This window comes from Bacillus sp. ISL-46, from assembly GCF_018613205.1.
Map to the genome: position 1 here is coordinate 20653 of NZ_JAGGQR010000040.1, position 25087 is coordinate 45739.

Consider the following 25087-nt stretch of genomic DNA (forward strand, 5'->3'; position numbering starts at 1 on the left):
CTAACTTATTTCTGTTGAGATAAGAATTGATTTAATATTGATTGTTCTTGTGGCTTAGGTGGATCAATATTATTTGATTTAGGGTTGATACAAAGTCTATCCGAATACGCCAGTAAATCTTTACGCAAATTTTCTAAGGTAGCAACGATGGCTGACTTTTTAGTACCACCAGCAGCAGTCTCTGTTTCGTATTGGAATCCACTTTCTTCAAATTCTCTGTTCGCTCTTAAATATTGTGACATCAAATCTGCATATACATTTATCAATGGGTTGTATTCAGGCTTATAAACACCCAAACTTTTCATGTCACGAATCGTATTTTTCTTTATTGTCTCTTTGTTTGTTGTTGGTTTTGCCATGCCATTTGCTCCTTTCAAAAAAGTTTTGTAGATTTACTGCCGTGGAGGGAAAAAGTTCCCCCCATCGGTCTCCTGACCTCTGAAAAATAAAAATAATTTTGTGGGGGTTTTTAAAAAAATAATTTTAAAAAATAAAATAAAAAATAATTTAAAAAAAATAAAATAAATATTTTTAAAAATAAAATTTATTCTTCTATCTGACTCTTCATTCTTTCTAATAGTTTCATACCCTTATCTGTTAGCTCATGTGAACCCCTATCATGGAATGAGTTGTGACATACAGCACAGCAACTATATAAGTTTGCAGTCTTTAGTTTATACTGAGGATAATGTTCTAATGGAAAGATATGATGTACTGTTGTTGCTGGTGTTTGCTTCCCATACCGCTTACACTCACGACATAGATACTCATCTCGCCTTAATACATTAGCCCTCTTCTTTATCCACTTAGTTGTTTTATAAAAGTTATTCATTACTTATCACCGAACCATTCTAACCAAAATAAAAAGACACCCATATACTGGATGTCTTAATGATTCCTATTTGCTTTAGCTATAAGCTCTGCCTGTTTCTTCATTCGTCTATCTGCTTTCTTTTCGTTGACCACAAACAATGCATGAATAATCCCTGGCACATAAAAGAATAAACATAGCACCAAATTAATAAGTGCTTGAATCGGTTTACCTACCATCAATACAGCAACAGGTGGAAACACAATAGCCAATAGATATAACATAATTAACATCTCCCTAGAATATTTGTACTAACTTAATATTCTTTATTACGGATTAGTATACCTTTTAGTTTCATGATTTTATTTTCTCAGTTCCAAATCAAATACTCTTCGTTTTAATTCTCTGTTTTCTTTCTTAATTTGATCAAGTTGTATTTTGAATTGTTTTTCAATCTTATCTAAAACGACAGCTACAATAGTTAAACCAATTATTAATAATACAAATCCAAATAATAGAGTAATCATTTACTATCTCCTTCCAAAATAAAAAAGCAAATCCCGAAGGACTTGCTCAGCAGCATTCACTATAAAACATTGTCTCTAATGTAATCTCCGAATCTAAAGGCAGGATTAGCGGTATCTTTAATTGTGATCCAATCTGTCCGTTCTCCTGTCTCCATGTTTTCACCTAAACATAATGCCACATCTTTACCCATGAAAATAATATCGCACAGGAATTTTTGCCCTTTAACTACAACTAATTTTCGTTCTGTACTATAAACTAAGACATCTTCCATACTTTACTATCACCTCCCATCCGTCCTATATTTCGACAAGATGGGAGAAAATCCCTTTGTTTCATTATGCATTAATCAAACTTTTCACAAATTAGACAGAATAACCAAATTATGTATACTTAATTCAACAAATTTTCCTTAACAAAATTATCCACTGTCCGATGACTAAATCCTAGCTTTTCATGCCACTCATTTACAAATTCATTTCTTTTAGGATTCTCTAATGATTCCCACGCTGCAAGTAAGGTGCCTTTTTCAGCTTGAGTCATTCTAGTTTTATTCCTTTGTTTTAACTTTTCCTTTGTGATTGGATTTTTAAATTGTTGCTGAAAAGGAACTAACATCAAATTTTCTGCGGAATTATTCCATTTGCAATTATCTATGTGATCAACAGTAATATTACGACTTGAATTTTTCCACACACTAGATGGTATTCCTAATTGTGCCGAAACAATAGCAGTATGGATTCCCAGCGGTTTATTTTCTCCATAGTCATTAGTTAGGCTAACATAAACATAACCATTCCTATTAGGAGTTGTACTTAACCATTTTTCCGTTCTTGTGCTAAAAATTCTACCCTCATCTAAATCACAAAAATAATTACTAAACTCTGGAATCGGATATAATTCTTTCCCATCAACTAAAATTGTATCGTCTCTATCTAATGTTTGCATTTCTTTTCCCCCTAAATTATTTAGATAATGAAAAAGGACACCTAAAAGGCATCCATCTTCATTGAGAGGAGAAACTGGTATCCTAGCCTATTTGTTCAAGACAAGTAGGGTTAAAACTCAATTGATTCTTCGATTAATTTCAATTAATCAATTCAAATTTAACTTAATAATTGACAGATTATGTTTTTATGTAATATGATATACTTGGTTAAATTTATGTAATTTTAAAATAAACAAAATTATGTATTCATTACTTTTCTATAACCCATTCGACACAAGACACAACACCGTATTGATCCACTTTCCATTTAACATACTTCTTTCTTGGTTTCTTCAACTCTACTTTGGTTTCATCATCCTTATTCAGTTCACTCCCCTCCCCCTTGAAAAATAAATTTAAAATAATCCTTGCTTCCTAAAAATAACAGTGTTATAATATAATTAAGAGATAACTATGTTCATTTTTAGATAAAAAAAAGAATAAGAGAAGGTACTAACTCTCTTTTGTGCCGTTAGTTTTCCCTTCCCTATATAGGATATTTACTAGAGTGATAGAAAGACCGTCAAATCAATGTTTCTAGCACTCTAGTAGTTCCTCAATCAAATTATTTTTTACTTCTTGCCTTTTTCGAATTGTTATTGGTAAGTCGACTGTTCATTTTAGTCTTGCAATCCTCTGAACAATACTTATCTTTGTGTGAGTCAGGCTTAAATTCATCACCACAACATCCACAATCCCTCAATCCTTCCAAATTAAACTTCAAGTTTGCGAATAGAATATCACCAAATGATTCCCAAAGAGTTTTCTTATTGCTTGCGTCCTTAGTTTTGTATAAGTATTCAACCAATACATTAGCCACGTAACCATCAGTGACTTTTTCATCCACGTAATGAACCATTTCCATGATTTCATCCTTGATCACTTTTGCAATGTAAGTGTATTTATTTTCCTTGTAATCGTCAGATTCCTTATCAAGCATCCACTTTTTACTTTTGTTAATAGTATCGTAAGTTTCCTTGATTATGTCATCCACTAACTTACCTTTACTTTTAATCTTATTAACGCTCATTAGCATTTTATAATCCATTTTATCTGCAACTGATTTGAAGGAGATATTCTTTTTAGTGATAATGTCACTTAGCATATTAACCACTGGTGTATGCTTTTTCTTGCTAACTACAAAGTAGATACCCTTTTCACCATTTACTCTTTTAACGCTTACCAATGACTTATTAGCAACCTCAGTCGCTTTCTTACCCTTGGCGAATTGGAAAAAGTACGGTGTCTTATCATTGGTAAATTCCTTAATAGCTTTCTTGATGTGTGTAGGTGGCTTTGGCAAATAGTTGGTCTTACATGCGTCTATCATGTAATTATTGTACATGCAGAGTAACTTGATTGCGTTTAATTTCTCCTCAGTAAACTTTCCTGCTGAATTCCAGATTTTCGTGATTTGGTTTGAAATAATTCCGATTGAACCACCAAAACTGCTAATCAAACTGGTGTAGATGGACTTTTCATCAATCTTTTGAATTGGCGCAGTTGCCATATTGTAATACAGTGGATATATATTTTGCATTGCTTCTTCACATTTTTCTACGAACAGAGAGTGCCAACACACATTAACCTGATCACCGTCAAAATCTGCTTGTAGAAGTCTGCCAATAAGGTCATGATTAGAAATTACCAATCCACCAGTAATGAACCATTTTTCCAATGTATCATTCTTAATACTATCACGCACTCCATGCTCTCTTGAAAGTGCTGGTGAACGCATTACATTGACCTTACCAGAAGGAATTTTATTTCCGAATACCTTACCATCACCAAGTAGTCCTTTAGGGTTCTTATCCCCTTTGAATAGAAATTCGCAATATCCATAAAGGTCAGGAATGATGAACATGCGTTTACCTTCTTCTATTCTCAATGAACCTGCTTTGCCTTCCTTAACCATTGCTGCTTTTTTACTCTTAATCATTTCCTTAACGTATGGATCATTGAGTAAATTGTTGTAGATGTAGATGGAAGATTGTAAAGCGTCTTTCTTAACATTCTCCTTCGTTGCACCAATGGAGCGTAACATTACGTCTAGGTTGCTCCCAATTTGTTCAATATCGTTATTTGTTGTTTCAGCAATTTTCACTAAATCAGATTTTACCATGTTAGTTAATGATTGAAGGTACTGGTAATTTAGGTGAATATCCTTTGTCTCAACTTCCTCATTTGTCTTACCAGCTTCACACTTGTTATCTATGAAGAATGTTCTTAATTCGTCCATATTCTTATAGTATTTCCAGGTCTTCATTTGACTGGCTGATAGGATAATTTTCACGTTATCTTTTATGATATGGTGAGTATCGCCCCAAACATCAGTAATAGTGTATTTACCCTCTTTTTTAGCAAACGCCACGTAATCGAATGGTACGATTAACCCCTTCGTCCAATTTGCACGAATCTGGAAACTCTTTTTGCTAACACTCGGTAAGCACATGCCCACGCCATCTGATACATTCATTGGGACACTTTTCATTTCAGGTTTATCCATTATGTACGTTTTATGGTCAATAAATTGAAGCATACCTTTAACATTCATTTCTAAATCTGGAACAACTACAACTTGATTAATATCAAAGTTAGTCATTTTAGTTGTTGCGGTGTTTAGGAGGCTTAAATATGCCAAAAACTTGTTAATGTTAATTCCTGATTCAACTTTGCCACCTTTCTTAAATTGAGTAGCATTGATTCTGTCCCAAGTTAATCCGCATAAAAATGTTCCTTTATGGTTATCCCACTTATCTTTTCTGATGAATACACATTTTTTCTTTTTCATTTGTCCACTACTAGCAGAGAAGAATACGTACTCCTTATCATCACCATATTTGAAACCATTTAGGATTAAATCTTCAAGTACATTGTAATGGTATGCTTTAACAATAATAATTTCATCGTTTACTTCTGTATTACTTAAATTTAACGTTCTAGTAAGGCTGCTTTCAAATAATGCTACAACATTGTTAGTTTTATTAACTTCTTTATTCCTCATTTTACTATAAGTAATAAGATGATCACGTCTTAATGAACGAGGAATAATCTGTTCTTGTTTAGGTTTATTTGCATCTGATTTAATTATTTTCTTTCCAATTTCTAATTTTAACTTAGTACCCAATGATTCAACTAACTTGTCAATTTTAGCGAATACGTCTTGCATATCAGCAATATTCACTTCAACCTCATTAGTATTGAAAATTTCTACTAACTTAGCAAAGGTATCAGTAATTTTTTTAGTATTTTTAGTTTTATCATTAACTTTTTCCAATTCAGTTTTAGCAAGACGCAAATCCATTAACACTTGTGAAATTTTAGTTTCCTCTTCATTAAAGAAAGCATCCGTACTCACTGAATAAACTAATACTCTATTTGATAAATTTGTCATAGTAAAATCATTCTCCTTTAGTTGTGTAATTGTATAAGACGAACATTAAAAACTAAGTATGTGAAAATCATTCGGATATAGGCGAAAAATTATGTAAAAAAATAAGCTATAACAATTTGAAACTATTAAATTAATAAATTATGTAAAAGTTGAAATTAAACGTACAGGAACATAACAACAAATGAGAAAGAAAAAGTTTATTCACATCCGTCAAAACGATTTTTCTTGACGGTGTAATACTGTATCTTACTTGTATCTTTCTATGTATATTACTTGTATCTTTAATAGGTCTTATTAGTATGTAATTTATCTGCGAAAGTTTTCCGATTATCTCCGAAAAAGTGTCAATTTATCTCCGAAAGTTTTCTCATTATCTCCGATAAATTACATGTAGGAAAATTAGGCTGTAATTGAGTTTGATTTATTACAAAATTCACCTATCTTATCCAGCTTCAAAAAGTAATGATTATTAAACTTTTGAAAGAGATATTTTTCCTTACCATTTGCAGTTATGTAAGTATCTGTTTCAGTTTCATGTTTTTCTATTTTAATAAAGTTAAGTTTCTCCAAAATCTTATTGTGCTTGATAACCGTCTTTTCTGTTATCCCTAAGTGTTCAGCAATTGTTTCTACCGATGTATAACATTTATGTTTTTGGATATTTTTATAATTAATGTAACTCATGAAATAATATAGAAGTCTCACTCCTGTATCACCTACAGTTTCAATGACCTTACGACTCATCACATTTGATGGTAGTTGAGTGAAAACTCCTTTGGTATCTCTAAGTTGAGGAATTACATCTTTGTTTAAGACTATTTTCAAGTTACCTTTACGAGGTAAATCACCGATTTCATTTTCAACCCATCCATGCTTATGTAATCCTTCGAGACGCTTTTTAAATGTACTTTGATCCTTTATTGCTGAATAAAACATTAATGCCTTATAATCAACTGAGATTTCTAATGATTTAGTTGTTTGCCCGTAGTAGGCATCTATAAGCTTGAGCAATAATACAAACTCTCCTGAAGACAAACTGTTACTTCTTACTATTTCTGTTGGAACCTGAATCTTAAAATCCTTTGCCATTTCTAATTTCCCCTTTGTGTAATTGTTTAATTTGTTTTGCCTACTGTTTAACGTGCTGTTGAATAACTACATTTACTTCTTCAGTCCTCCAGAACAACCAGAAACGTCTCTCATCGTTCGATATAGCCGTTGTAATGAATTTGATACCATTAGACTTGAGTTTGTTTTTTAATGAGAAATCGTAGCAAAAGAACAGCATATTCTTGTTAAATTCCATCTTCCACACCTCCCTTCAATTAAAACTTTCATTTCAATAGGTGATTATCGAATAAAACTGTAATTTTATTCTATTAAAATTTGCCTCTTGAACCATTGTTAAATTAATTTTTATTTCGTTCCAATTTTTATTTTTTAAAAAATTGGATTGATTTCTATTTCAATCGCCTGTATAATGTTGTTATCAGGGGTAATTGATAGATTGATTGTCAAAGAACAAGTAAAAACTAATATCAGCGTCAAAAAGCAGACTATACCAAAAGGTGATAGTCATTTTGTCATTTAAAAATAAAGGTACTCATTGTATAATATATCAGACTATTATCCTAGCGTCAACGATAATTTTGAAAAAAATGTTAATTAAAAGGAAATACTGCCAAGTCTCCCCGGCAAATTAATCTTCAAGATCAAATTCTAAATTCTCATATTTATTCAACAACTGTTCAAGAATGAAATCCTTTGGATACTGCTTCGGATTCTCTAAATGCATATCCACTAAAACCTTAGCCCATTCACCAAACTGCAAGCGTTTTTTTCCTTTCTCGTCCATTGGGTAAACTTCAAACATTTTACTTCCCCCTTTATAGAGAATTATCATATTCTTATGGTCAACAGCATATAATGATTGTATAATGATGGAAAGGACAGTGATTGGTAGTCACTGCCCCAATGTGAGCATTTCATGGTATAATATTTGTTAGTAGTTGGTAGCTACTACAATTAGGGTCACTAAGTTAAACTTAGTGGTCTTTTTATATTGCTTCAACAAATTCAGTCAACTCAAATTCCCCAACTGCATCATTTACATGGATAATATGTTCTTTCCCCTTACAATCAACTGCAACCAACTTGTAAGCTATGATTCTATTAGGATTTAGATTGTAGTTTGCTTCTAATAACCCCATGCTTTCATTTTGGCTTTCCACATCTACTGCAACATCCAATACCATTTTCCCGAAAACTTGATTCATTTTAACCTCTCCCTTTTCCATTTAGTTTGTTTTGCTTGTTATGCTTGTTATGCTTGTGATTGTCTTGCTGTACCTTTACTATACACTAATAAATATTTACTTGTAAATAGTAAATATGGAAAATTTTTAATTTTTTTCTAAATTGTTCCCCTGATGTTCCTATTGATTAGTGAATAGTAACTATGGTATTATGAATACAAGAAATGAATGAGCATTCATAATTTTAAGGAGAGATGATGAAATGTACATAGCTACCCCAAAATTAAACAAGATACTTGAAGAAAGAGGTTTAAAACAAATCCATCTGGCACAAATGACTGGCATACCTCAAGGAACTATTTCTAGGTTTGATAGAAGTCGGCAGCATATGATGTCTAATTTAATTACAATTGCAAAAGCACTTGATCTTTCTGTTGAAGACTTATTTGAAATTGAAGAAGCATAACAAAAGAGCCTCAATTAACTGAAGGCTCTTTTTTGTGTTCTGAGTACTCTATTTGTTCCATGCTATTGTTTTAAACCATCTAAGGTATAATACCCCTATTTTTCTTAAAACGGATTATATTGACGTATATGAAGTCTGAGAAGGTGTTACTTCAATTTACCCTTACGAGTCGTTTTTCGTTTCTCTTTTTCGTCAATTAAATTCAAAGGTGAGAATTGATGATGTTGTTGTTGAATTGTTGAATCTAAAACATGAGCGTAAATGGAAGTTGTGGAAATATCCGAGTGACCAAGTATTTTTTGAAGGACTCTCATTGATCCATTTTGACGTAAAAACATTTCTGATGCAGTATGACGAAAGATATGAAACCCAATAATTTTATTACCAAGTCCAATTCGTTTAACTAAATCCCTTAAATGCTTCCTTGCAGTATCTTGTGTCAATGGTTTTCCATGATGTGTGAGAAATACATACTCACTTTCAAAATCCTCTGTTTCCTCAATTAATTCTTCAAGAAAATTAATCGTTTTCTTTGTGACAGGTACAATACGCACCTTTCCACTCTTAGTATTTTGAAAAGTAATTGCATGTTTTTCAAAGTCTATGTCATCTTTTCTTATTGATAAAACTTCAGTTATCCTTCCAAAAGTATCTAACAAACAATTTATTAATACAAACATGCGGAACTCAGAATACCAACCTTTGTTTAGCGAACGAAGAAGTTTGTTAATTTCATCAATAGTTAAAGTTTCAATTTTCTTTTCTTTTTCTTTTATCTGGTTTGTATCCTCAAATATATTAACTTCAACAATTTCCTCATTAACTAGGGCTGTAAATGCTGCTTTTCCGTAACCTATATATGTGTTCACACTGCTAACAGAAATACCTTTTTTCTTATTCTTACGGTATTTGTGATTTTTGAATTGGATTTTCTCATTAAGTTGCCAATAAATAAACTCACGAGCATCATCTCTGGTTAATGAAGCAACATCCTTTTTTTCTCCAAAAAACCTGTCAAAGTCATTAAACAACTTTTCATAATTCGCAATTGAATTTGGAGATAATCCTTCAAGTTGTTTAATTTTCATAACAATATTACGAGCATCATCAATTGTGAAAATTTTTGTTGCTAATTGATTGGTATACTTTTTAGTCTTTCTATAAATTGGATTATTGGACAAAAAAAACACAACCTTCCTCAGTTTTAATAACATGAAAAAAGTCGTGTTTCACTCAAAATTAAGTAATGATTAGTCGAGAACCAATTAGGTAATGTTTTTCTTGATTTACAAACCTACAAACACTGTTATATCAAGCTAAATTACCTATTTTTAATACGTCTCTAGCAATCATTACTTCTTCATTAGTCGGTATAATTAATACTTTAACTGGTGAGTGTGGATAGTTGATAAATGTTTCTTCGCCTCTTACTTTGTTCAAAGCAGGATCCCAATAAACACCCATAAATTCAAGGCCTCTTAAGATTTTCTCCCTAATCGTATCACTATTTTCACCGATACCAGCTGTGAAAATAATTGCATCTACACCATTCATTCTTGAAGCATAGGAACCAATGTATTTATGGATACGGTTTGCAAATACATCTAGAGCAAGTTGAGCTCGGTCATTACCCTTTTTCGCTTCAATTTCAATATCTCTTAAATCACTAGAGAAGCCTGACATAGCGAGCATACCACTCTTTTTATTCAAAACATCAAGGACTTCATCCGCTGTTTTATTTGTTTTTTCCATAATATAAGGAATGAGTGCAGGGTCAATATTACCTGAGCGAGTTCCCATCGTTACCCCTGCAAGTGGTGTGAAGCCCATAGATGTATCAATCGACATACCGCCTTCAATCGCAGCAATACTTGCTCCATTCCCTAAATGACACGAAATAAGGCGAAGTTGTTCAACTGGTCGACCTAGTAACTCTGCAGCACGTTGTGAAACATATTTATGTGATGTTCCATGAAAGCCATACTTACGAATGCCATACTTTTCGTAATACTCCATTGGCAGGCTATACAGGTAAGAACTTTCTGGCATCGTTTGGTGGAAAGCCGTATCAAAAACAGCTACCGCAGGAACATTGGGAAGCACACTCATGAAAGCTTTAATTCCTGTAAGATTTGCTGGGTTATGCAAAGGTGCAAGTTCTGATAATTCATCAATTTTCTTTAATACTTCATCTGTGATAAGCACTGAGTCATTAAATGTTTCACCACCATGGACTACTCGGTGTCCCATTCCGACAATCTCATCAAGTGATTTGATAATCCCTAAAGTGGTTAGTTTATCCAAAAGCATTTTAACCGCGACTTCATGATCAGGAATATCACTGATTTCTTGGATTTTCTCTCCATTTACTGTAATATTAAAAATCGAATCATTCAATCCGATTCTTTCAATTAATCCTTTTGTAATAACATCTTCGCTTGGCATTTCAAACAATTGAAACTTCAAGGAAGAGCTTCCTGCATTAATTGCAATAATTTTTGCCATTTTTGTTACCGCTCCTTTTATATAACAACACTGGTTTGGAGTTATATTTGTTAGTACAACATTATTTTGCTCAAACCGCTCTTGATTATTTCCTTCCTCATTTAATCATTGTGTATATTATATTTCAAGGTATAATTCACACGGCAGCGTTTACATTACAAATGTTAATATATTCACATATTTCGGTAATTTTAAAAGATTTATAACACTCAGAAACAAAGGATGAGCAGGGTTTAAACCCTGCTCATCCTTTGTTCTCTTGGAACCATTTTTCCATTTTAGATAGTATTTTATCCATTTCTACTGCATTCGAAAGACTAGGCAAATCGACAAGTAATGCCTGCTTTGGCGGTTGTACGCCTAAACCCTTTTTTTGGAGGATGATGATACTCTTAGCTGTATTTTTATTATTAAACATGCTCGTAGGTAATTGTAACAATCCTTGCACAATGACATGCTCTTTAAAGAATTCACTTAGTTGAGAGGCTTGTTCACTTTCAAATAAACCATTAGGAATAATAAAGAATAAATACCCACCAGGTGCTGTATACATGACACTTTGCTCAATGAATAAATGATGGGAATAGGTATGTCCCACATCTGCCTTTACTTGATACTCCGCTGCTCTGACATCATTCGGATAATATCCAACTGGTAAATCACCGATGACCGCATCTACGGGGTCGATAAGCAGTGGCTCAAGGCTGTCTTGATTGAAGAGTTGAATAGGGTGCTCTTGTAAATTTGCATTTACATAGGCAAGCTTAATTAACAGGTCATCAATCTCTACACCGACAGATTCTACTTTTTTTTGCAGGTGATTTAATACAGTTGTTAACAAATTACCGGTTCCTACTGCTGGGTCAAGCAAGCGGAATGTTGACTGTTTCATAAATCTATTTACTAAATAACCGACAAGCATCCCCACTGTATCAGGTGTCATTTGATGGTTAGGCTGAACACTTTCTTTCATCCCTTTTAAAATGACAAGCTGATATGCCTTTCGAAGTTCCTCGTTTGAAAATTTGTTTAAATTGATCTGTTCATATTGTTTCTTAATCCTTTTTTCTGTTAGCTCGCTGACCTCAGCCTGAAGGATAGAGCCATGAAATAAATTCTCGCCAGTTTCTGCAAGTGCCTCTAAATATGTACAATTAAGTTCTTCCTGTAAAAGAAGTGCTGTTTCATTAAATAACGTAAAAAGTTGTTCTACTGGAGAAACGTTCATCTTTTCCCCTCCCTCTTTAAATTCCTTATCCATTTTAATCGAGTATAGCTATTTTATACAAGTTTTAACCAAACAAAAAGGCCTCGTAATACCGAGGCCTTCTGCTTTACTATTTTGCAGCCTTTGCAGCTTCAATTGCAGCTTCGTAGTTAGGGTGGTTTGTTGCTTCACTAACATACTCAACATATGTCACTGTATCATTTGAATCAACAACAAATACAGCACGAGCCAATAGTCTTAATTCTTGGATAGCAACCCCATATGCTTCTCCAAATGAAAGGTCACGGTGATCAGATAACGTTTGAACGTTTTCTATTCCGCTTGCAGCACACCAGCGCTTTTGTGCAAATGGTAAGTCCATGCTTACAGTTAAAATTTTCACGTTGCCTAAGCTGTTTGCTTCTTCATTAAACCGGCGTGTTTCTGCATCACACACACCCGTATCCAAAGATGGGACGGAAGTAATTAAACGCACTTGACCCTTTGTATTCTCTAATGTTACTGCTGATAAGTCATTCGCTAGGACTGTGAAGTTAGGCGCTTTGTCCCCTACCTTTACTTCATTGCCTAATAGAGTAATTGGGTTTCCTTTAAATGTTACATTTGCCATAATACATCCTCCTTTGTCGTATCCAAGTTCAAGCGATCGTTGTAAACCACTTCACTTCAAATATGTACAGTGTAAATATATCTTTTCAATATCTATTTTGCAATTATTTAGACTTATTGAAAATCGCTAGCGCCCGTTTAGCGCATGAAAAAAGTTAATCTTCCTAATCCTCTGGAAGATTAACTTTTCATGCTATAATTCAAGATCTTCTTTTGGCTTATGCTCGTTTTTAGAACTTTGTGATCCATTTTGTTGTTTGCCCTCATCTTTTTTTGAAAACATTTGCTGAATTTTATCAATCGCTGATGGAGCAAGTTCTAGTATTTTCTCATATAAATGGGTGCTTTCATCTAGATGAAGCATTTTAACTCCATGAGAGTTGACAATTAAAAAAGCAATTGGCGTGATTGAAACACCGCCCCCGCTCCCTCCCCCAAATGGATGGGATGGACTTTGACTCTGTCCTTCACCTTTTCCTTGTCCTTGTCCTTGTCCTTGTCCTTGTCCTTGTCCTTGTCCTTGTCCTTGACCTTGAGACCCTCCCAGCTTAAATTCACTACCACCTGCAGCAAATCCAAAGCCTACTTTCGATACAGTCAAAATAACACTGCCGTCTGGGGTCTCAACTGGGTCCCCTATAATCGTATTAACGTCAATCATTTCTTTCAAACTTTCCATTGCAGTTGTCATCAAACCTTGAATTGGGTGGTCAGACATGGCTGTTTCCTCCTTTTTCAAACGGATTTTGTTTTATCATTTGCAAAATTAGTTTTCTTTTTAAAGTGCGGAAATCCGCCCTTCCAGAATCTAAACAGTTTTAATCCTGCTAGAATAGCATACCCGATACGAAACTGAATAATACATGTAAATCTTGTTTGAATTACGGCTGCTTGAAAGTGGGGGGTAACCGTTATTTTGGGCATTTCTTTAAGTTTGAAATAATGACTGAGAAGCCCTATGATGCTCCCCTTAAAGGCCCATATTGCTCCGGTTATTGTCCCAGTGTGCGCCGCATCTCCTAGACCAATCAGCGTATTCCATTCTAAGCCTTTCATTGTGACCTTCCGAAAAAACTTCCTGACAATACGGTGTAATCCAAACACATGATTGAGTAATTTTTTGGCATTTGATAAATTAGTATCCACCTCATCTGTTGTAATATGATTCGTGTCTTGTTTATTTGATTCTCGTGCGGAATCTCCCATTTTAGTATTACTTTTTACAACTATGCTAGGAGAATTATCATCCACTTTTATTAACGGAACATTTATTGTATATTTTATTAACCCGAACCAAATCTTTAATTTTATCTTTAGATCGTCATTGTCATTATGATGATAATAATTAATAAGGATTGTTAATTTAGTAAAAAGAATGAGAATGAATAAGAGCAATAGAATGGACAAAATCAGGAGCACCCAAAACAATTTCAATCACAACCTTTCAGCGGGTAGTATTTGCTTTTATATAAAAAAATAAACCTACCAACAATTGTTGATAGGCTTATTTTCACCGTTCCACATGGATAACTGTTGTGTCAGTGAAGAGATCATGCAAGCCCTGTTTTTTTGGTAAAAAAGCGACAATGATATATCCGAAGATAATCGTTGCTGATATAAATCGGCCGATCCATTCACGAAAGAGTATGGTTCCCCAAGTCAATTGATCATTTTTTAAATCGACTACCTTCAATCCAAACACCATTTTCCCAAGGGTTTGATTAAGATATTTTGTCATCAAGACGAAATATAAATAAAAGATGACTGCCGATGAAATGGAGACTGGCGCAAACATATTGGTTTCTGATAAAGGAATATCCAATAATCGAAATATAGGTTTAATTAGCAGCCGAACAATGCTTCCCACAACCACTAAATCAAGCAGATACGCCCAAAAGCGCATCCAGAAGCCCGCATAACGAAGGGTATAATTTTCCTTTCTGTCAGTCATGGTTTCTTGATATTCATTTATTTCCATTAATTAGCCCCCCTATTCTGCATACAGATACATGAGACGTGGAGAATTCGGCTTCGAAAGCATCTGCATTAATCCAGCCATTTCAACGTTTTCACCCAATAATTTCTTTGCCTGCATAGTAAATAAGGAACCCAAACCAAGAGAATCTGAATAACGAACCACCTGCGCTCCTTTGAGCTTTTCTTGTTTTTTCATAAGATTCACTACATCGTCTAAGTAGCCAAACCCATCAATTAGGTGTAAATCCTTCGCTTGTCGTCCATCGTAAACACGGCCGTCAGCAATTTTTTTCACCTGGGCGACTGGCAAGTTACGCCCTTCTGAAATCACTTTGACAAATCCTTCATAGGAATTATTGATCATCGACTGTAATATTTGCCGTTCTTCATCTGTCATTTTTCTTGTTGGGCTCATAATGTCCTTATGCTTGCCACTTTTTATGGTGACAAAATCAACCCCATACTTATCGGCAAGACCTTCATAATTGATGCCTTCCATAATAACCCCAAGGCTGCCCGTCATCGTCTCAGGACTTGCATAAATCTTTTTTGCAGCAGTTGAAATATAATATCCTCCTGATGCTGCCATTGAACCCATTGAGATATAGACTGGTTTTTTACTGTTTTTTTGAATTTCAACTAGCTTATCGTGAATCTCTGCACTTTCAACCACGCCGCCGCCTGGTGAGTTGACCTTTACTATTATCCCTTTTACAGAATCATCTTCGTTTACGTAGTTTAACTTTTTCATAAAATCCTGATGATTATAGCCTGAACTTCCAAGCAAAGAAGCTGATTCCCCAGTGTCCTGAATGACACCATTGACATCGAGAATCACTATTTTCTTTAATTCGTTGCCTTCATTGACAACCTCTTCCGTAAAAGGTTGCTCAGCAGATGCCATAAAGTCGGTAAAATCAGTTTGAATTCCTTTAAAAGCAGTAGCAGATAAAAAATTAATTACCACAGAAACAAAAAATAACGCTGCCGCAATCCCTAAAGCAGCCCACCGTTTTCCATTCATAGATATGTAAGTCCCCCTTTTTCTTTTAGTCTAAAATTTATGTCCTGCTTTTATATTGTTTCAATAAAATGCTAAACTAATTTCAAACTAACATTATTTTACCAAAGATTATTTTTGGGTTGGGTAATCATGTTACAATTATCCCATCTTTTTACAGGGGGTACATAAAATGGAAAACAGGCGCAATATTTACTTTTATTACAAACGGGATGCGGGCATGCTTTCAAAAATGGCTCCTCTTTTTGATGTGGCCGACCGTTATGGTTTTACGATTGTCACTGATTACCGAAATGCTAATATCATTGCCAGTGTTGGCGATGACGGAACATTTCTACAAGCCGTCAGGAAAACCGGCTTCCGTGATGATTGCCTTTACATGGGGATTTCAACTAAAGATAGCTTGAATATGTATTGTGATTTCCGAATTAATGATATTTCAAAAATGATTCACGCTATTATTACAAATGAAAATTTAAAAGTCCGTCGTTATCCATTAATTGACGTATCCGTTGATGGTCAGGGTACTTTTACTTGTTTAAACGAATTCAGCATTCGTTCTTCGATTATAAAGACACTAGTGGTAGATGTCTTTATTAATAAGCTCCATTTAGAAACCTTTCGCGGAGATGGGTTGATTGTTGCGACACCAACCGGAAGTACTGCTTATAATAAATCGGTGAAGGGTTCGATTGTTGACCCTCTTATCCCCTGCATGCAGGTGAGTGAAGTAGCTTCCTTAAATACAAATCTTTACCGAACACTAGATTCCTCCTTTATTGTTGGAAGTGAACTAACACTTACATTCAATGTAATATCCGAAGGCAATGATTATCCTACCATGGGGATGGATAATGAAGCATTAAGTATTCGTCACGTTGAGAAAATCAGCATAAGAATAAGTGATAAAAAGTTAAAAACACTAAAGCTTAAGGACAATTCCTTCTGGGAAAAAGTAACTTTTTTATAAGAAAAGCGGAAGCGCCCGTTTAGCGAAGTAATAAGTTTTTCTTAAGAATAAAAAAACCTTATCCTATGTCAGGGATAAGGTTTTTTCATTATATGCTCGTGCTCTTTTCTTTTCGCAAATGAAACCATTGTGGTGACAATAGTTTTGTTTTTGAAAGGGAATAAATTGTTAACGCGGACCAGATGAACATAAAGGATAGAAGTTGTATTTTTGAAAAATGTTCATGATAGATAAATACCCCTAATAATAAGGTTAATGTAGGTGCAATATATTGGAGGAATCCTAATAAAGATAAGGGAATTTTTTGTGCTCCTTTTGCAAAATAAAGAAGCGGCACTGCTGTTGCAACTCCAGCACCGATTAAAAGCAGATCGGTTTGGATCCCTGATGTTATAAAGGAATTGAATCCATTCATAAATAAGTAACCAATATAGACGGCGGCAACAGGTGTAACAACAAGTGTTTCTAATGTTAATCCGACTGCAGAATCAACGTTTATTAACTTTTTCGCTAAACCATACAATCCAAAGGATAGGGCCAAAGTAATGGCAATCCACGGAAACTGCCCATGCGAAATGGAAATAATCAATACCCCTATTGCAGCTAAAATGAAAGAAACGTATTGATAAATAGTTAATTTTTCCTTAAGAACAATCATACCTAATAAAATACTAATTAATGGATTGATATAATATCCAAGGCTAGCTTCAATCATATGACCACTATTAACCGCCCAAATATATATGAACCAATTCACACTTATTAATAAGGAGGCAATCGTCAGGGCATACATTTGTTTTTTATTCTTAGCGAACCCTTTAATGGTTTGAAGAAATAGCCCTAATTTTTTGGTTAGGAAGAGAATGATGATCATAAAAATAAACGACCATAAAACACGGCTGGCTAAAATTTCCTTAGCATTAACATTGTCTAAAAGCTTCCAATAAATTGGCAATAATCCCCACAGCAAGTAAGAAAAGCCGGCATAAATGACTCCTTTTTGCGTTTCAGTCTTTTTCATCTGTTTTCGAGCCCCTATTCTTTCTAGTTTCGAAATACTTTCTATTATAACTCGAAACATCCTGAAATGGGGAATTTTTTGCTTCCAATAAAAAGCAGACGGAATTCCGCCTGCTTCCTTGAAATATTAAACTAAACTTGTTTAGCTGCCTCGAGTTCCTTTTTGCGGAGTTCAATTCGACGGATTTTCCCTGAGGTTGTTTTTGGAAGTTCACTCAAATATTCTATTTTTCTAGGGTACTTATATGGAGCTGTAAGTGTTTTGACATGCTCCTGCAAGTTCTTTGTTAATTCTGGGTCTGTTGAATCAATATCCTCTTGTAAGACCACAAATGCTTTGACAATAAAGCCACGAATTTCATCCGGGCTTGCCACGACGGCACATTCCTTAACAAACGGATGTTTAACGAGCGCATCCTCCACTTCAAATGGTCCAATTGTATAGCCCGAACTAATGATAATATCATCACCGCGGCCTTCAAACCAGAAGTAGCCATCTTGATCCATTTTGGCTTTATCGCCTGTTACATAATAGTCACCTCGGAACTGCATTGCCGTTCTTTCTGGATCTTTATAATAATTTTTGAATAGAGCTGGCGTTACTACATGGACGGCAATATCGCCAACTTCTCCGACAGCACAAACCTGGCCTTCTTCGTTAATGATTTCAACTCTATTTCCAGGTGTCGGCTTGCCCATGGATCCAGACTTCAATTCCATCCCTTTTGTAACCCCTACTAGCAAGGTATTTTCAGTTTGTCCATAACCGTCACGGACATCAATATTAAAATGCTTTCTAAACGTATCAATAACCTCTCTATTTAAGGGTTCACCTGCTGAAACCGCACTATGAAGATTTGGCAATTGATAATCAGCTAAATTATCTACCTTCGCCATTAATCGATATTCGGTAGGTGTACAACAAAGGACATTGACATCATATTTTTGAAGGAGGCTCAAATATTTTTTCGGATCAAAGTTTCCGTTGTAGACTAATCCTGTTCCTCCCGAGCCAAGTACCGATAAGAAGGGACTCCAAATCCATTTCTGCCAGCCTGGACCTGCAGTTGCCCAAACCGTATCACCATCTTCAATACAAAGCCACTTTGGCGCAGCTGTTTTTAAATGAGCATAGGCCCAGCCGTGCGTATGAACAACTCCTTTAGGATTCCCTGTTGTGCCGGAGGTATAGGACAAAAATGCCATATCGTCTCTAATCGTATCTGCGAGCACCAATTCTTCTGATGCATCTTTCATCTCTCCGTCCAAATGAATCCAGCCTTCTTCAGACCCTCCGATTGTAAATTTAACCAAAGCTTGTGATGCCGTTATATTTTCAAATTGATCAACGAATGGATAATAACTAATGATCCCCTTAACATCACCGTGTGAAATACGATACTTCAAGTCTTTTTCCTTTAACATTTCAGAGCTTGGAATGACAACCATTCCAGCTTTTAATGCGGCTAAATAAACAACATATGCTTCAATCAGACGGGGCACGATAACAAGGACCACGTCGCCCCTGTTTAAACCATTCTTGGCGAAAACATTCCCCGCTTGGTTAACCTTCTTCATTAATTGCTGATATGTAACTTGTTTTGTCTCTCCAGTCTCATTCTCCCACTTCAATGCGACTCTGTTCGGTTCTTTGGCAAAACGCTCCATTTCAGAAACAAGATTATACTTTTCTGGCGCAATTAAATCTTCCCGCTTCATACTTCTCCCCCTTAACTTTTTCGTATTTACCCCTCAAAATTAATTATACAAAATTATTTAAAAATTTTAAATTATTATTCATTTAAAAATATTTTTCACTATCTTGAGCATAAAAAAGAGAGCGGGGGAAGCCCCCACGCTCTCTGTAGCCATCGTATTTATTTTTTATTAACGAGAGAATCCGCCGCCTAATTGAGATTCAGCCATTGCTACTAGACGCTTTGTGATTTCACCACCAACAGATCCGTTGGCACGTGAAGTAGTGTCAGCTCCAAGATTTACACCAAATTCAGAAGCAATTTCATATTTCATTTGGCTTAGAGCTTGTTCAACACCAGGAACCAATAATTGATTTGAGTTGTTGTTGTTTGCCATGTGATATCACCTCCTTGTGAGTATAGAATGTGTAGAACTTAAAAACTTCATTCTATATTACAATTGGTAATTGTTCACAAATTGTCCGAATTTTACCTTTTTAAAATAATTCACTAAATTCTGAGTGCTGCTTGATATCAGGTTTAATTACAAGTGTCTCTGTCTCTTGCACCGCTTCATGAATGAGTGGTTCGAAATCAAAGAAGCTTTCATAATGCTGAACCTTTTCCCTTTTTGGCTTTGTTTTTGGAGAAGCTGGGACAAAGATGGTACAGCAATCCTCAAAAGGCCTATTCGAAATTTCAAGTGTATCAATTTCATGAGCGATTTTAATGATATCCGTTTTGTCCATCGTAATCAATGGACGCAAAAGAGGCGTATTTGTAACTTCATTGATTGCATACATACTTTCTAGCGTCTGGCTCGCAACCTGCCCGAGGCTTTCACCGGTAATTATAGCAAGACCTTCATGTTTTTTCCTAATTTCATCCGTGATTCGAAGCATCATCCTTCTCGTAGATGTCATCGAATAATTTTCAGGTACTTGTTCGCGAATCGTTTGCTGAATATCAGTAAACGGAACGATATGCAAGGTCATCGATCCATATATTTCAGCCAATTTTTTTGAAAGGTCAATGACTTTTTCCTTCGATCTTTCACTTGTAAATGGGGGGCTGTAAAAATGAACCGCTTCGATTTCTAGTCCCCTCTTCATTGCCATATAGCCGGCAACAGGGCTGTCGATTCCACCAGAAAGCATGAGCATGGCTTTTCCACTTGATCCAACCGGAAGTCCACCTGCACCCTGGATATTTTCGCATGATAGATAAATGGCTTCCTTTCTGACTTCAATCCGTAAATTAATATCCGGATTTTTCACATCCACTTTGAGTCCAGAAATATGCTGCAACAAATGGCCGCCAAGGGTGTGGTTGATTCCGTCCGTATCCAACTCAAATGTTTTATCAGATCTTTTCGGAGTAACTTTAAAGGTTTGACCTTCCTTGTATAAGGAGCGTACCAATTCAAGCGATATCTTTTTTAAGACCTCTAAATCTCTTTCCAATTTTATTGCAGGGCTAAAGGATTGGATTCCAAATATATTCTTCAGTTTTCCAATAATTGCTTCGCTGCTTTCACCATTTAATAAGACATACATCCGATCACGGCTTGCTTCTACTTTAATTTTTGGAAAGGGAGCGAGAGCAATTCTAACACTTTTTCTTAACTTTTCTACAAATTGATTGCGATTTCTTCCTTTTGTCGATATTTCTCCGTAGCGAATGAGTATACGATCATATTCCATCTATTTCATAACCTTTCGTAATTGGTTTGCGGATTCTTTAAAAGCAACTAGAACTGTCACTGCCTCTTCTCTGGTATTCTCAAATGAGAGACTGATCCGGATGGCACTTTCAGCTTGCGTTTCATGAACGCCCATTGCGAGAAGCGTTTTACTTGGTGATTTCTTTTTTGAGGAACATGCACTTGTGGTTGATACAAAGATACCTTTCCGCTCAAGTGAATGAATGAATACTTCTGATTTTATTCCTTTTAATGAGAAATTTAAAATATGGGGTGCTGCATTTTCAGTAGGTGTATGAATTTGAACACCTTCTATTTCTGCTAACCCCTTCCTGAGCAGGCTGTGGATATTCTTCATTCGTTCCATCTCTGCTTCGCCTTTCATTAATGTCATCCTAAGTGCCTTTGCCATCGCAACTGCGCCTGCCACATTTTCTGTACCGCTTCGAATCTTCCGTTCCTGATTGCCGCCAGAAAATAATGGAGCAAGTCTCACACCCTCACGGATAAAAAGGGCACCGGTGCCTTTTAAGCCATGAAATTTATGACCGGATATCGAACAAAGATCCACTCTGTTTTTATAGAGAGAAAGGGGAATCTTTCCTATTCCTTGGACTGCATCAACATGAAATAAAATCGTTGGATGTTTTTTTAATAGGTCTCCAATTTCTTTAATTGGCTGAACCGTCCCCACTTCATTATTCACCTGCATAATGGATATTAAAATGGTATCTTTTCTTATCGCTTTTTCAAGATCCGAAACATTAATTCTTCCAAACCTGTCAACAGGCAAGTAAGTTATCTCAAAACCCTCCTGTTCAAGCTGTTCCATTGCGGCTCTAACTGATGGATGTTCAACACTTGATGTAATCAGGTGCCGACCTTTATTTTTATGTAATAAAGCAGATCCTTTTATCGCTATATTATTACCTTCCGTTCCCCCGGAAGTAAAATAAATTTCAGATGGTTTTACTGTTAAGAGCTTGCTTACTTGTTCCCGCGCCTGGAAAAGCAGCTTCTCTGCCTGTCCCCCCATACTGTGTAGTGAGGAAGGGTTCCCATAATATTCACTAGACACCGTAACAAACGAATCTATAACGTCTTTAAACGGTTTTGTCGTTGCACTATTATCAAAATAAATCATTTTTTCTCCTCCGAACTCTTACAAAAATAAATCTTATCATAAAGACAAAAAAAAGAATAACAAAAAACCGATTCAGCGAAAATGGCACTGATCGGTTTTTTGTATGTGTTAAAAGAGTATAATTTTTTGAACTTAGAGATCTGTCTAGCTCCAGCGCCCAGCGGCTAGTGTACTTCGCTCTTCTTATTATTCTGTTACAAATGCGGCTTTTATTTTTTTCAATGCATCTGGGTCAATAACATCAAGTGTTGCAGCCGCTTGTTCTAAAGCCTCTTGATATTCATAGTGTCTAAATGCCATTTCTGCTTCCAATAATCCTTTGGCTACATTTGGATATTGGCTTTTATAACGATTTCCATATTGAATGGCTTTTTCCGCTAACATCACATTTTCTAGCAGTTCTACCGTTGAATTGGTAAGTTTCTCCACCGTTAATACGGCAATTTCTAAATATTGATTTAGAGCAGAAATGTTAAGTGGTTTTTCTTCAAGATGGTACTTTACATTTTGAAGGCTATCATTTGTATCCTCAAACAAATACTTATAATCTTCTGGTAAGCCAGGGACATTACTCTTAGTAACGAGACGAACCGTCTCTCCAACTTTCTTGGTAAGATCTTTAAGCTTTTCTCTTGCTTCAAATTCATCTTTCCTAAGGGCTTGAAGTTTTAAAGCAAAATCTTGCTGCCCTTCTCGGATGATATCCAACTGTTCTTTTACTTGAGCTAACTCTGCACTAATCACCGTTTGTGCTGTCTCATTTAACTTTACTTTTTCAATCAGAATCTCAAAATGTTTATAAACAGTGGAAAGTTCTTTTTCGAGCTGTCGCTGCGTTTCAAAGTCACCTTCAGACAGCTGGTAACTTTCTTGAACATGAATGACTTCACTTGAAAGATGACTATTTTCCTCATAGGCAGAAATGAGAAGCTCACTTGCTATTTTTTCATTTTTTATGACAAAATGCTTGGCGTGTACTTCTTTTTCCAATAAATCGAAAAGGACATCAATTCTTTCCTTTACTTCTTTTATACATTCTACTGCCTCATCAATCTTCGTTGCTTCGATAAGCTCTAGATTCTCAGCCAGTTTCTCTTCTAAGCGGTTGATTTCTTTTTCCAAATTAATATGTTCTAAATAGTATTCCTGATCAGACATTTCACGGTATCCGTCAAGAATATCTGAAAGCTGATTTGGCAGAAGTGATTGACATTCAATTAACAGCTGCGGAATCAAGTCCATATCTTTTTTAATCATTCCAAGCTGACTATGAATCATTAAAACTACTTCACGGGCTTCAAGATAATTTCCATGTTCAGTTTTTTCATCAAATTCCTGAAATTTTAGTGAAACGCCGTTGAGTTGTTCCTCTAAACTCTTTTCTGAACTGCCAAAGCTGTGACGATGGGCAAGCAGCATTTTTTTCGATTCCCTATACTGCTCTTTAAGCTCTTCAATTTCAACTCGGTTCTTTTCCTCGCTGCCAACCAATTCATGTAACTCTTCTAATATACTTTTTATTTGATTCTCAGTTTCTTGTAACTTTACTCCAATTGCTTTCTGGACACCTTTGGCTTTACTGAATCGGTACTTATCTATGTACTCTTCGGCATCAAAAAGCATTTCCTCTAAATCAGGCAGCTGTACCGTTACCACCTCGTCCCATTGATTTCGCCAACGTTCGAATAGTTCTTCAGTTTGCCCTGTCATATTAAGCAGCTTCACTTTTGACATTTCATCCAGTACTGGACGATTCATTAAATCGATTTTCCATGCTTCCAATCGATCCATTTCCTTAAAGTACTTTTTCTTTATTAAATACCCAATTACAAATAAGGCTAGTAAAAGGATAAAAAATCCAATGAAATATTTCACAAGTAAGCCCCCTATTTCCCAAAACGTTCTTTCAAATTCCAGTTTTCATGCATCTATTATAAAAAAATCTATTAATGTTCGATTCAATGCTATTATGATACCATGTTAACGACATTTTTTGACTATTATTTTCAATTTTTTTGTAAAATAAATGAAAACTCACCAATTGGCGAGTCTGATAGGACGGTTCATGAGGCGCAGTTGAATTTATGCTTTCCTATTAACTAAAAAAAAATAGCGATTGCCGCTATTTTATGACTGCACTCATTTTCATTGGTACATCCGAGCATAGTGTTTTATCAATCCACAAATTAATATCCTTTAAATATTTCTGCTCAAAAAATGGTTCATTTGGAAAGACATACAAGACTTCCCTCATATAATGTGTATTCATAAATGGCATCATCAATAATCCTTTAAGTTGAATAATTAAATAAGGAATCGAGTGGGGGCGGAATTCATTCCATTCAAAACCACGCTCAAATACTAATTGAAAATAGTATTTTTCCTTAAGTAAATAGGTTGACATGATTTCGCGAACCACTTGCGAATCCATGGACATTTCCCGATAGACAAGACTGGCTAATTTACTATTTTCACATTGATAATGAAGTAAATCTGCGACAATTCGCTTTAAACACTCCTTTGCTCCCTTGTCTATCGATGCGTAGGCTTCTTCCATTTTACTAATATACTGTTCAAAAAAATGCGTAAAGCAATATTCTAGCAGACCTGGTTTATTTTCGAAATGGTAGGCAATCGTTGCCGTATTTACTTTTGCCAGTCGGGCGATATCCCGGATTGATGTTCCAGAGTATCCATTGGACTTAAACAATGTTATAGCGGCCTTAACAATTGCTTCTTTAGCATTTTTCTTCATAAATTGTCCCCCTTCTGGAA

At 35.3% G+C, this 25087-nt stretch carries 27 protein-coding genes; 2 read left to right on the forward strand and 25 right to left on the reverse strand.

The features are described 5' to 3' along the window. Positions 1-5: 5 nt before the first annotated feature. The 10 genes from J7E67_RS18890 to J7E67_RS18935 form a co-directional block, all read right to left on the reverse strand. Positions 6-359 (reverse strand): P27 family phage terminase small subunit, encoded by a 354-nt coding sequence (locus tag J7E67_RS18890; RefSeq protein WP_214732606.1) that lies wholly within the window; start codon positions 357-359, stop codon positions 6-8. Positions 360-544: 185 nt separating this feature from the next. Then, positions 545-832: an HNH endonuclease gene (locus tag J7E67_RS18895; protein ID WP_214732607.1), complete on the reverse strand. Its 288-nt coding sequence runs from the start codon at positions 830-832 to the stop codon at positions 545-547. 56 nt (positions 833-888) lie between these two features. Then, entirely contained in the window at positions 889-1095 is a 207-nt protein-coding gene (locus J7E67_RS18900) for a YqaE/Pmp3 family membrane protein (RefSeq protein ID WP_214732608.1), read from the reverse strand. A 78-nt stretch (positions 1096-1173) separates the two neighbouring features. Beyond that, positions 1174-1338: a hypothetical protein gene (locus J7E67_RS18905; protein WP_214732609.1), complete on the reverse strand. Its 165-nt coding sequence runs from the start codon at positions 1336-1338 to the stop codon at positions 1174-1176. A gap of 59 nt (positions 1339-1397) precedes the next feature. Beyond that, positions 1398-1610, reverse strand: coding sequence for a hypothetical protein (locus J7E67_RS18910; protein ID WP_214732610.1), 213 nt, complete (start codon positions 1608-1610; stop codon positions 1398-1400). 119 nt (positions 1611-1729) lie between these two features. Then, positions 1730-2284 carry an HNH endonuclease gene (locus J7E67_RS18915; RefSeq protein ID WP_214732611.1) on the reverse strand — a complete coding sequence of 185 codons (555 nt, stop codon included), beginning with the start codon at positions 2282-2284 and terminating at the stop codon, positions 1730-1732. A gap of 605 nt (positions 2285-2889) precedes the next feature. Continuing rightward, positions 2890-5718, reverse strand: a complete 2829-nt coding sequence (locus tag J7E67_RS18920) for a hypothetical protein (protein WP_214732612.1) — start codon at positions 5716-5718, stop codon at positions 2890-2892. A 399-nt stretch (positions 5719-6117) separates the two neighbouring features. Further along, a complete protein-coding gene (locus J7E67_RS18925; protein ID WP_214732613.1) occupies positions 6118-6807 on the reverse strand; it encodes a helix-turn-helix domain-containing protein in 690 nt (229 codons plus the stop codon). Positions 6808-7417: 610 nt separating this feature from the next. After that, positions 7418-7591 carry a hypothetical protein gene (locus J7E67_RS18930; RefSeq protein WP_214732614.1) on the reverse strand — a complete coding sequence of 58 codons (174 nt, stop codon included), beginning with the start codon at positions 7589-7591 and terminating at the stop codon, positions 7418-7420. 184 nt (positions 7592-7775) lie between these two features. Next, entirely contained in the window at positions 7776-7994 is a 219-nt protein-coding gene (locus J7E67_RS18935) for a hypothetical protein (protein WP_214732615.1), read from the reverse strand. A gap of 241 nt (positions 7995-8235) precedes the next feature. Between J7E67_RS18935 and J7E67_RS18940 the strand changes: the two genes are divergently transcribed. Beyond that, positions 8236-8439 (forward strand): helix-turn-helix domain-containing protein, encoded by a 204-nt coding sequence (locus tag J7E67_RS18940; RefSeq protein WP_214732616.1) that lies wholly within the window; start codon positions 8236-8238, stop codon positions 8437-8439. Between the two features lie 146 nt (positions 8440-8585). Here J7E67_RS18940 and J7E67_RS18945 read toward each other — a convergent pair whose 3' ends face one another. From J7E67_RS18945 to sppA, 8 genes are all read right to left on the reverse strand, one after another. Next, entirely contained in the window at positions 8586-9620 is a 1035-nt protein-coding gene (locus J7E67_RS18945; protein WP_214732617.1) for a tyrosine-type recombinase/integrase, read from the reverse strand. Positions 9621-9750: 130 nt separating this feature from the next. Further along, the gene (locus J7E67_RS18950; protein WP_214732618.1) at positions 9751-10944 is read right to left on the reverse strand and encodes an acetate kinase; all 1194 of its coding nucleotides are present in this window, start codon (positions 10942-10944) and stop codon (positions 9751-9753) included. A gap of 244 nt (positions 10945-11188) precedes the next feature. After that, positions 11189-12172: a class I SAM-dependent methyltransferase gene (locus tag J7E67_RS18955; protein WP_214732619.1), complete on the reverse strand. Its 984-nt coding sequence runs from the start codon at positions 12170-12172 to the stop codon at positions 11189-11191. A 109-nt stretch (positions 12173-12281) separates the two neighbouring features. Then, positions 12282-12782 carry a thiol peroxidase gene (gene tpx / locus J7E67_RS18960; protein ID WP_088089251.1) on the reverse strand — a complete coding sequence of 167 codons (501 nt, stop codon included), beginning with the start codon at positions 12780-12782 and terminating at the stop codon, positions 12282-12284. Between the two features lie 192 nt (positions 12783-12974). Then, a complete protein-coding gene (gene ytfJ / locus J7E67_RS18965) occupies positions 12975-13499 on the reverse strand; it encodes a GerW family sporulation protein (protein WP_214732620.1) in 525 nt (174 codons plus the stop codon). A 17-nt stretch (positions 13500-13516) separates the two neighbouring features. Continuing rightward, on the reverse strand, positions 13517-14188 hold the full coding sequence (locus tag J7E67_RS18970; RefSeq protein ID WP_251026865.1) for a DUF2953 domain-containing protein: 672 nt from the start codon (positions 14186-14188) through the stop codon (positions 13517-13519). A gap of 103 nt (positions 14189-14291) precedes the next feature. Next, positions 14292-14759, reverse strand: a complete 468-nt coding sequence (locus tag J7E67_RS18975; protein WP_214732621.1) for an RDD family protein — start codon at positions 14757-14759, stop codon at positions 14292-14294. 12 nt (positions 14760-14771) lie between these two features. Further along, complete coding sequence (gene sppA / locus J7E67_RS18980; RefSeq protein ID WP_214732622.1) at positions 14772-15782, reverse strand: signal peptide peptidase SppA; 1011 nt, start codon at positions 15780-15782, stop codon at positions 14772-14774. A 169-nt stretch (positions 15783-15951) separates the two neighbouring features. Between sppA and J7E67_RS18985 the strand changes: the two genes are divergently transcribed. Then, positions 15952-16749 (forward strand): NAD kinase, encoded by a 798-nt coding sequence (locus J7E67_RS18985; RefSeq protein ID WP_214732623.1) that lies wholly within the window; start codon positions 15952-15954, stop codon positions 16747-16749. Positions 16750-16837: 88 nt separating this feature from the next. Here the strand turns inward: J7E67_RS18985 and rarD are convergent, their stop codons facing one another. The 7 genes from rarD to refZ all read right to left on the reverse strand — a co-directional run bounded on the left by rarD (position 16838) and on the right by refZ (position 25067). Further along, entirely contained in the window at positions 16838-17770 is a 933-nt protein-coding gene (rarD, locus tag J7E67_RS18990; RefSeq protein ID WP_214732624.1) for an EamA family transporter RarD, read from the reverse strand. 131 nt (positions 17771-17901) lie between these two features. Next, on the reverse strand, positions 17902-19488 hold the full coding sequence (gene mbcS / locus J7E67_RS18995; RefSeq protein WP_214732625.1) for an acyl-CoA synthetase MbcS: 1587 nt from the start codon (positions 19486-19488) through the stop codon (positions 17902-17904). A gap of 168 nt (positions 19489-19656) precedes the next feature. Next, positions 19657-19863, reverse strand: coding sequence for an alpha/beta-type small acid-soluble spore protein (locus J7E67_RS19000; protein WP_088089259.1), 207 nt, complete (start codon positions 19861-19863; stop codon positions 19657-19659). Between the two features lie 100 nt (positions 19864-19963). Beyond that, on the reverse strand, positions 19964-21169 hold the full coding sequence (gene thiI / locus J7E67_RS19005; protein WP_214732626.1) for a tRNA uracil 4-sulfurtransferase ThiI: 1206 nt from the start codon (positions 21167-21169) through the stop codon (positions 19964-19966). Next, complete coding sequence (locus J7E67_RS19010) at positions 21170-22312, reverse strand: cysteine desulfurase family protein (RefSeq protein ID WP_214732627.1); 1143 nt, start codon at positions 22310-22312, stop codon at positions 21170-21172. It lies immediately after the preceding gene. 186 nt (positions 22313-22498) lie between these two features. After that, on the reverse strand, positions 22499-24187 hold the full coding sequence (gene ezrA / locus J7E67_RS19015) for a septation ring formation regulator EzrA (RefSeq protein ID WP_214732628.1): 1689 nt from the start codon (positions 24185-24187) through the stop codon (positions 22499-22501). A gap of 247 nt (positions 24188-24434) precedes the next feature. Then, positions 24435-25067, reverse strand: a complete 633-nt coding sequence (gene refZ, locus J7E67_RS19020; RefSeq protein WP_214732629.1) for a forespore capture DNA-binding protein RefZ — start codon at positions 25065-25067, stop codon at positions 24435-24437. Positions 25068-25087 lie beyond the last annotated feature (20 nt).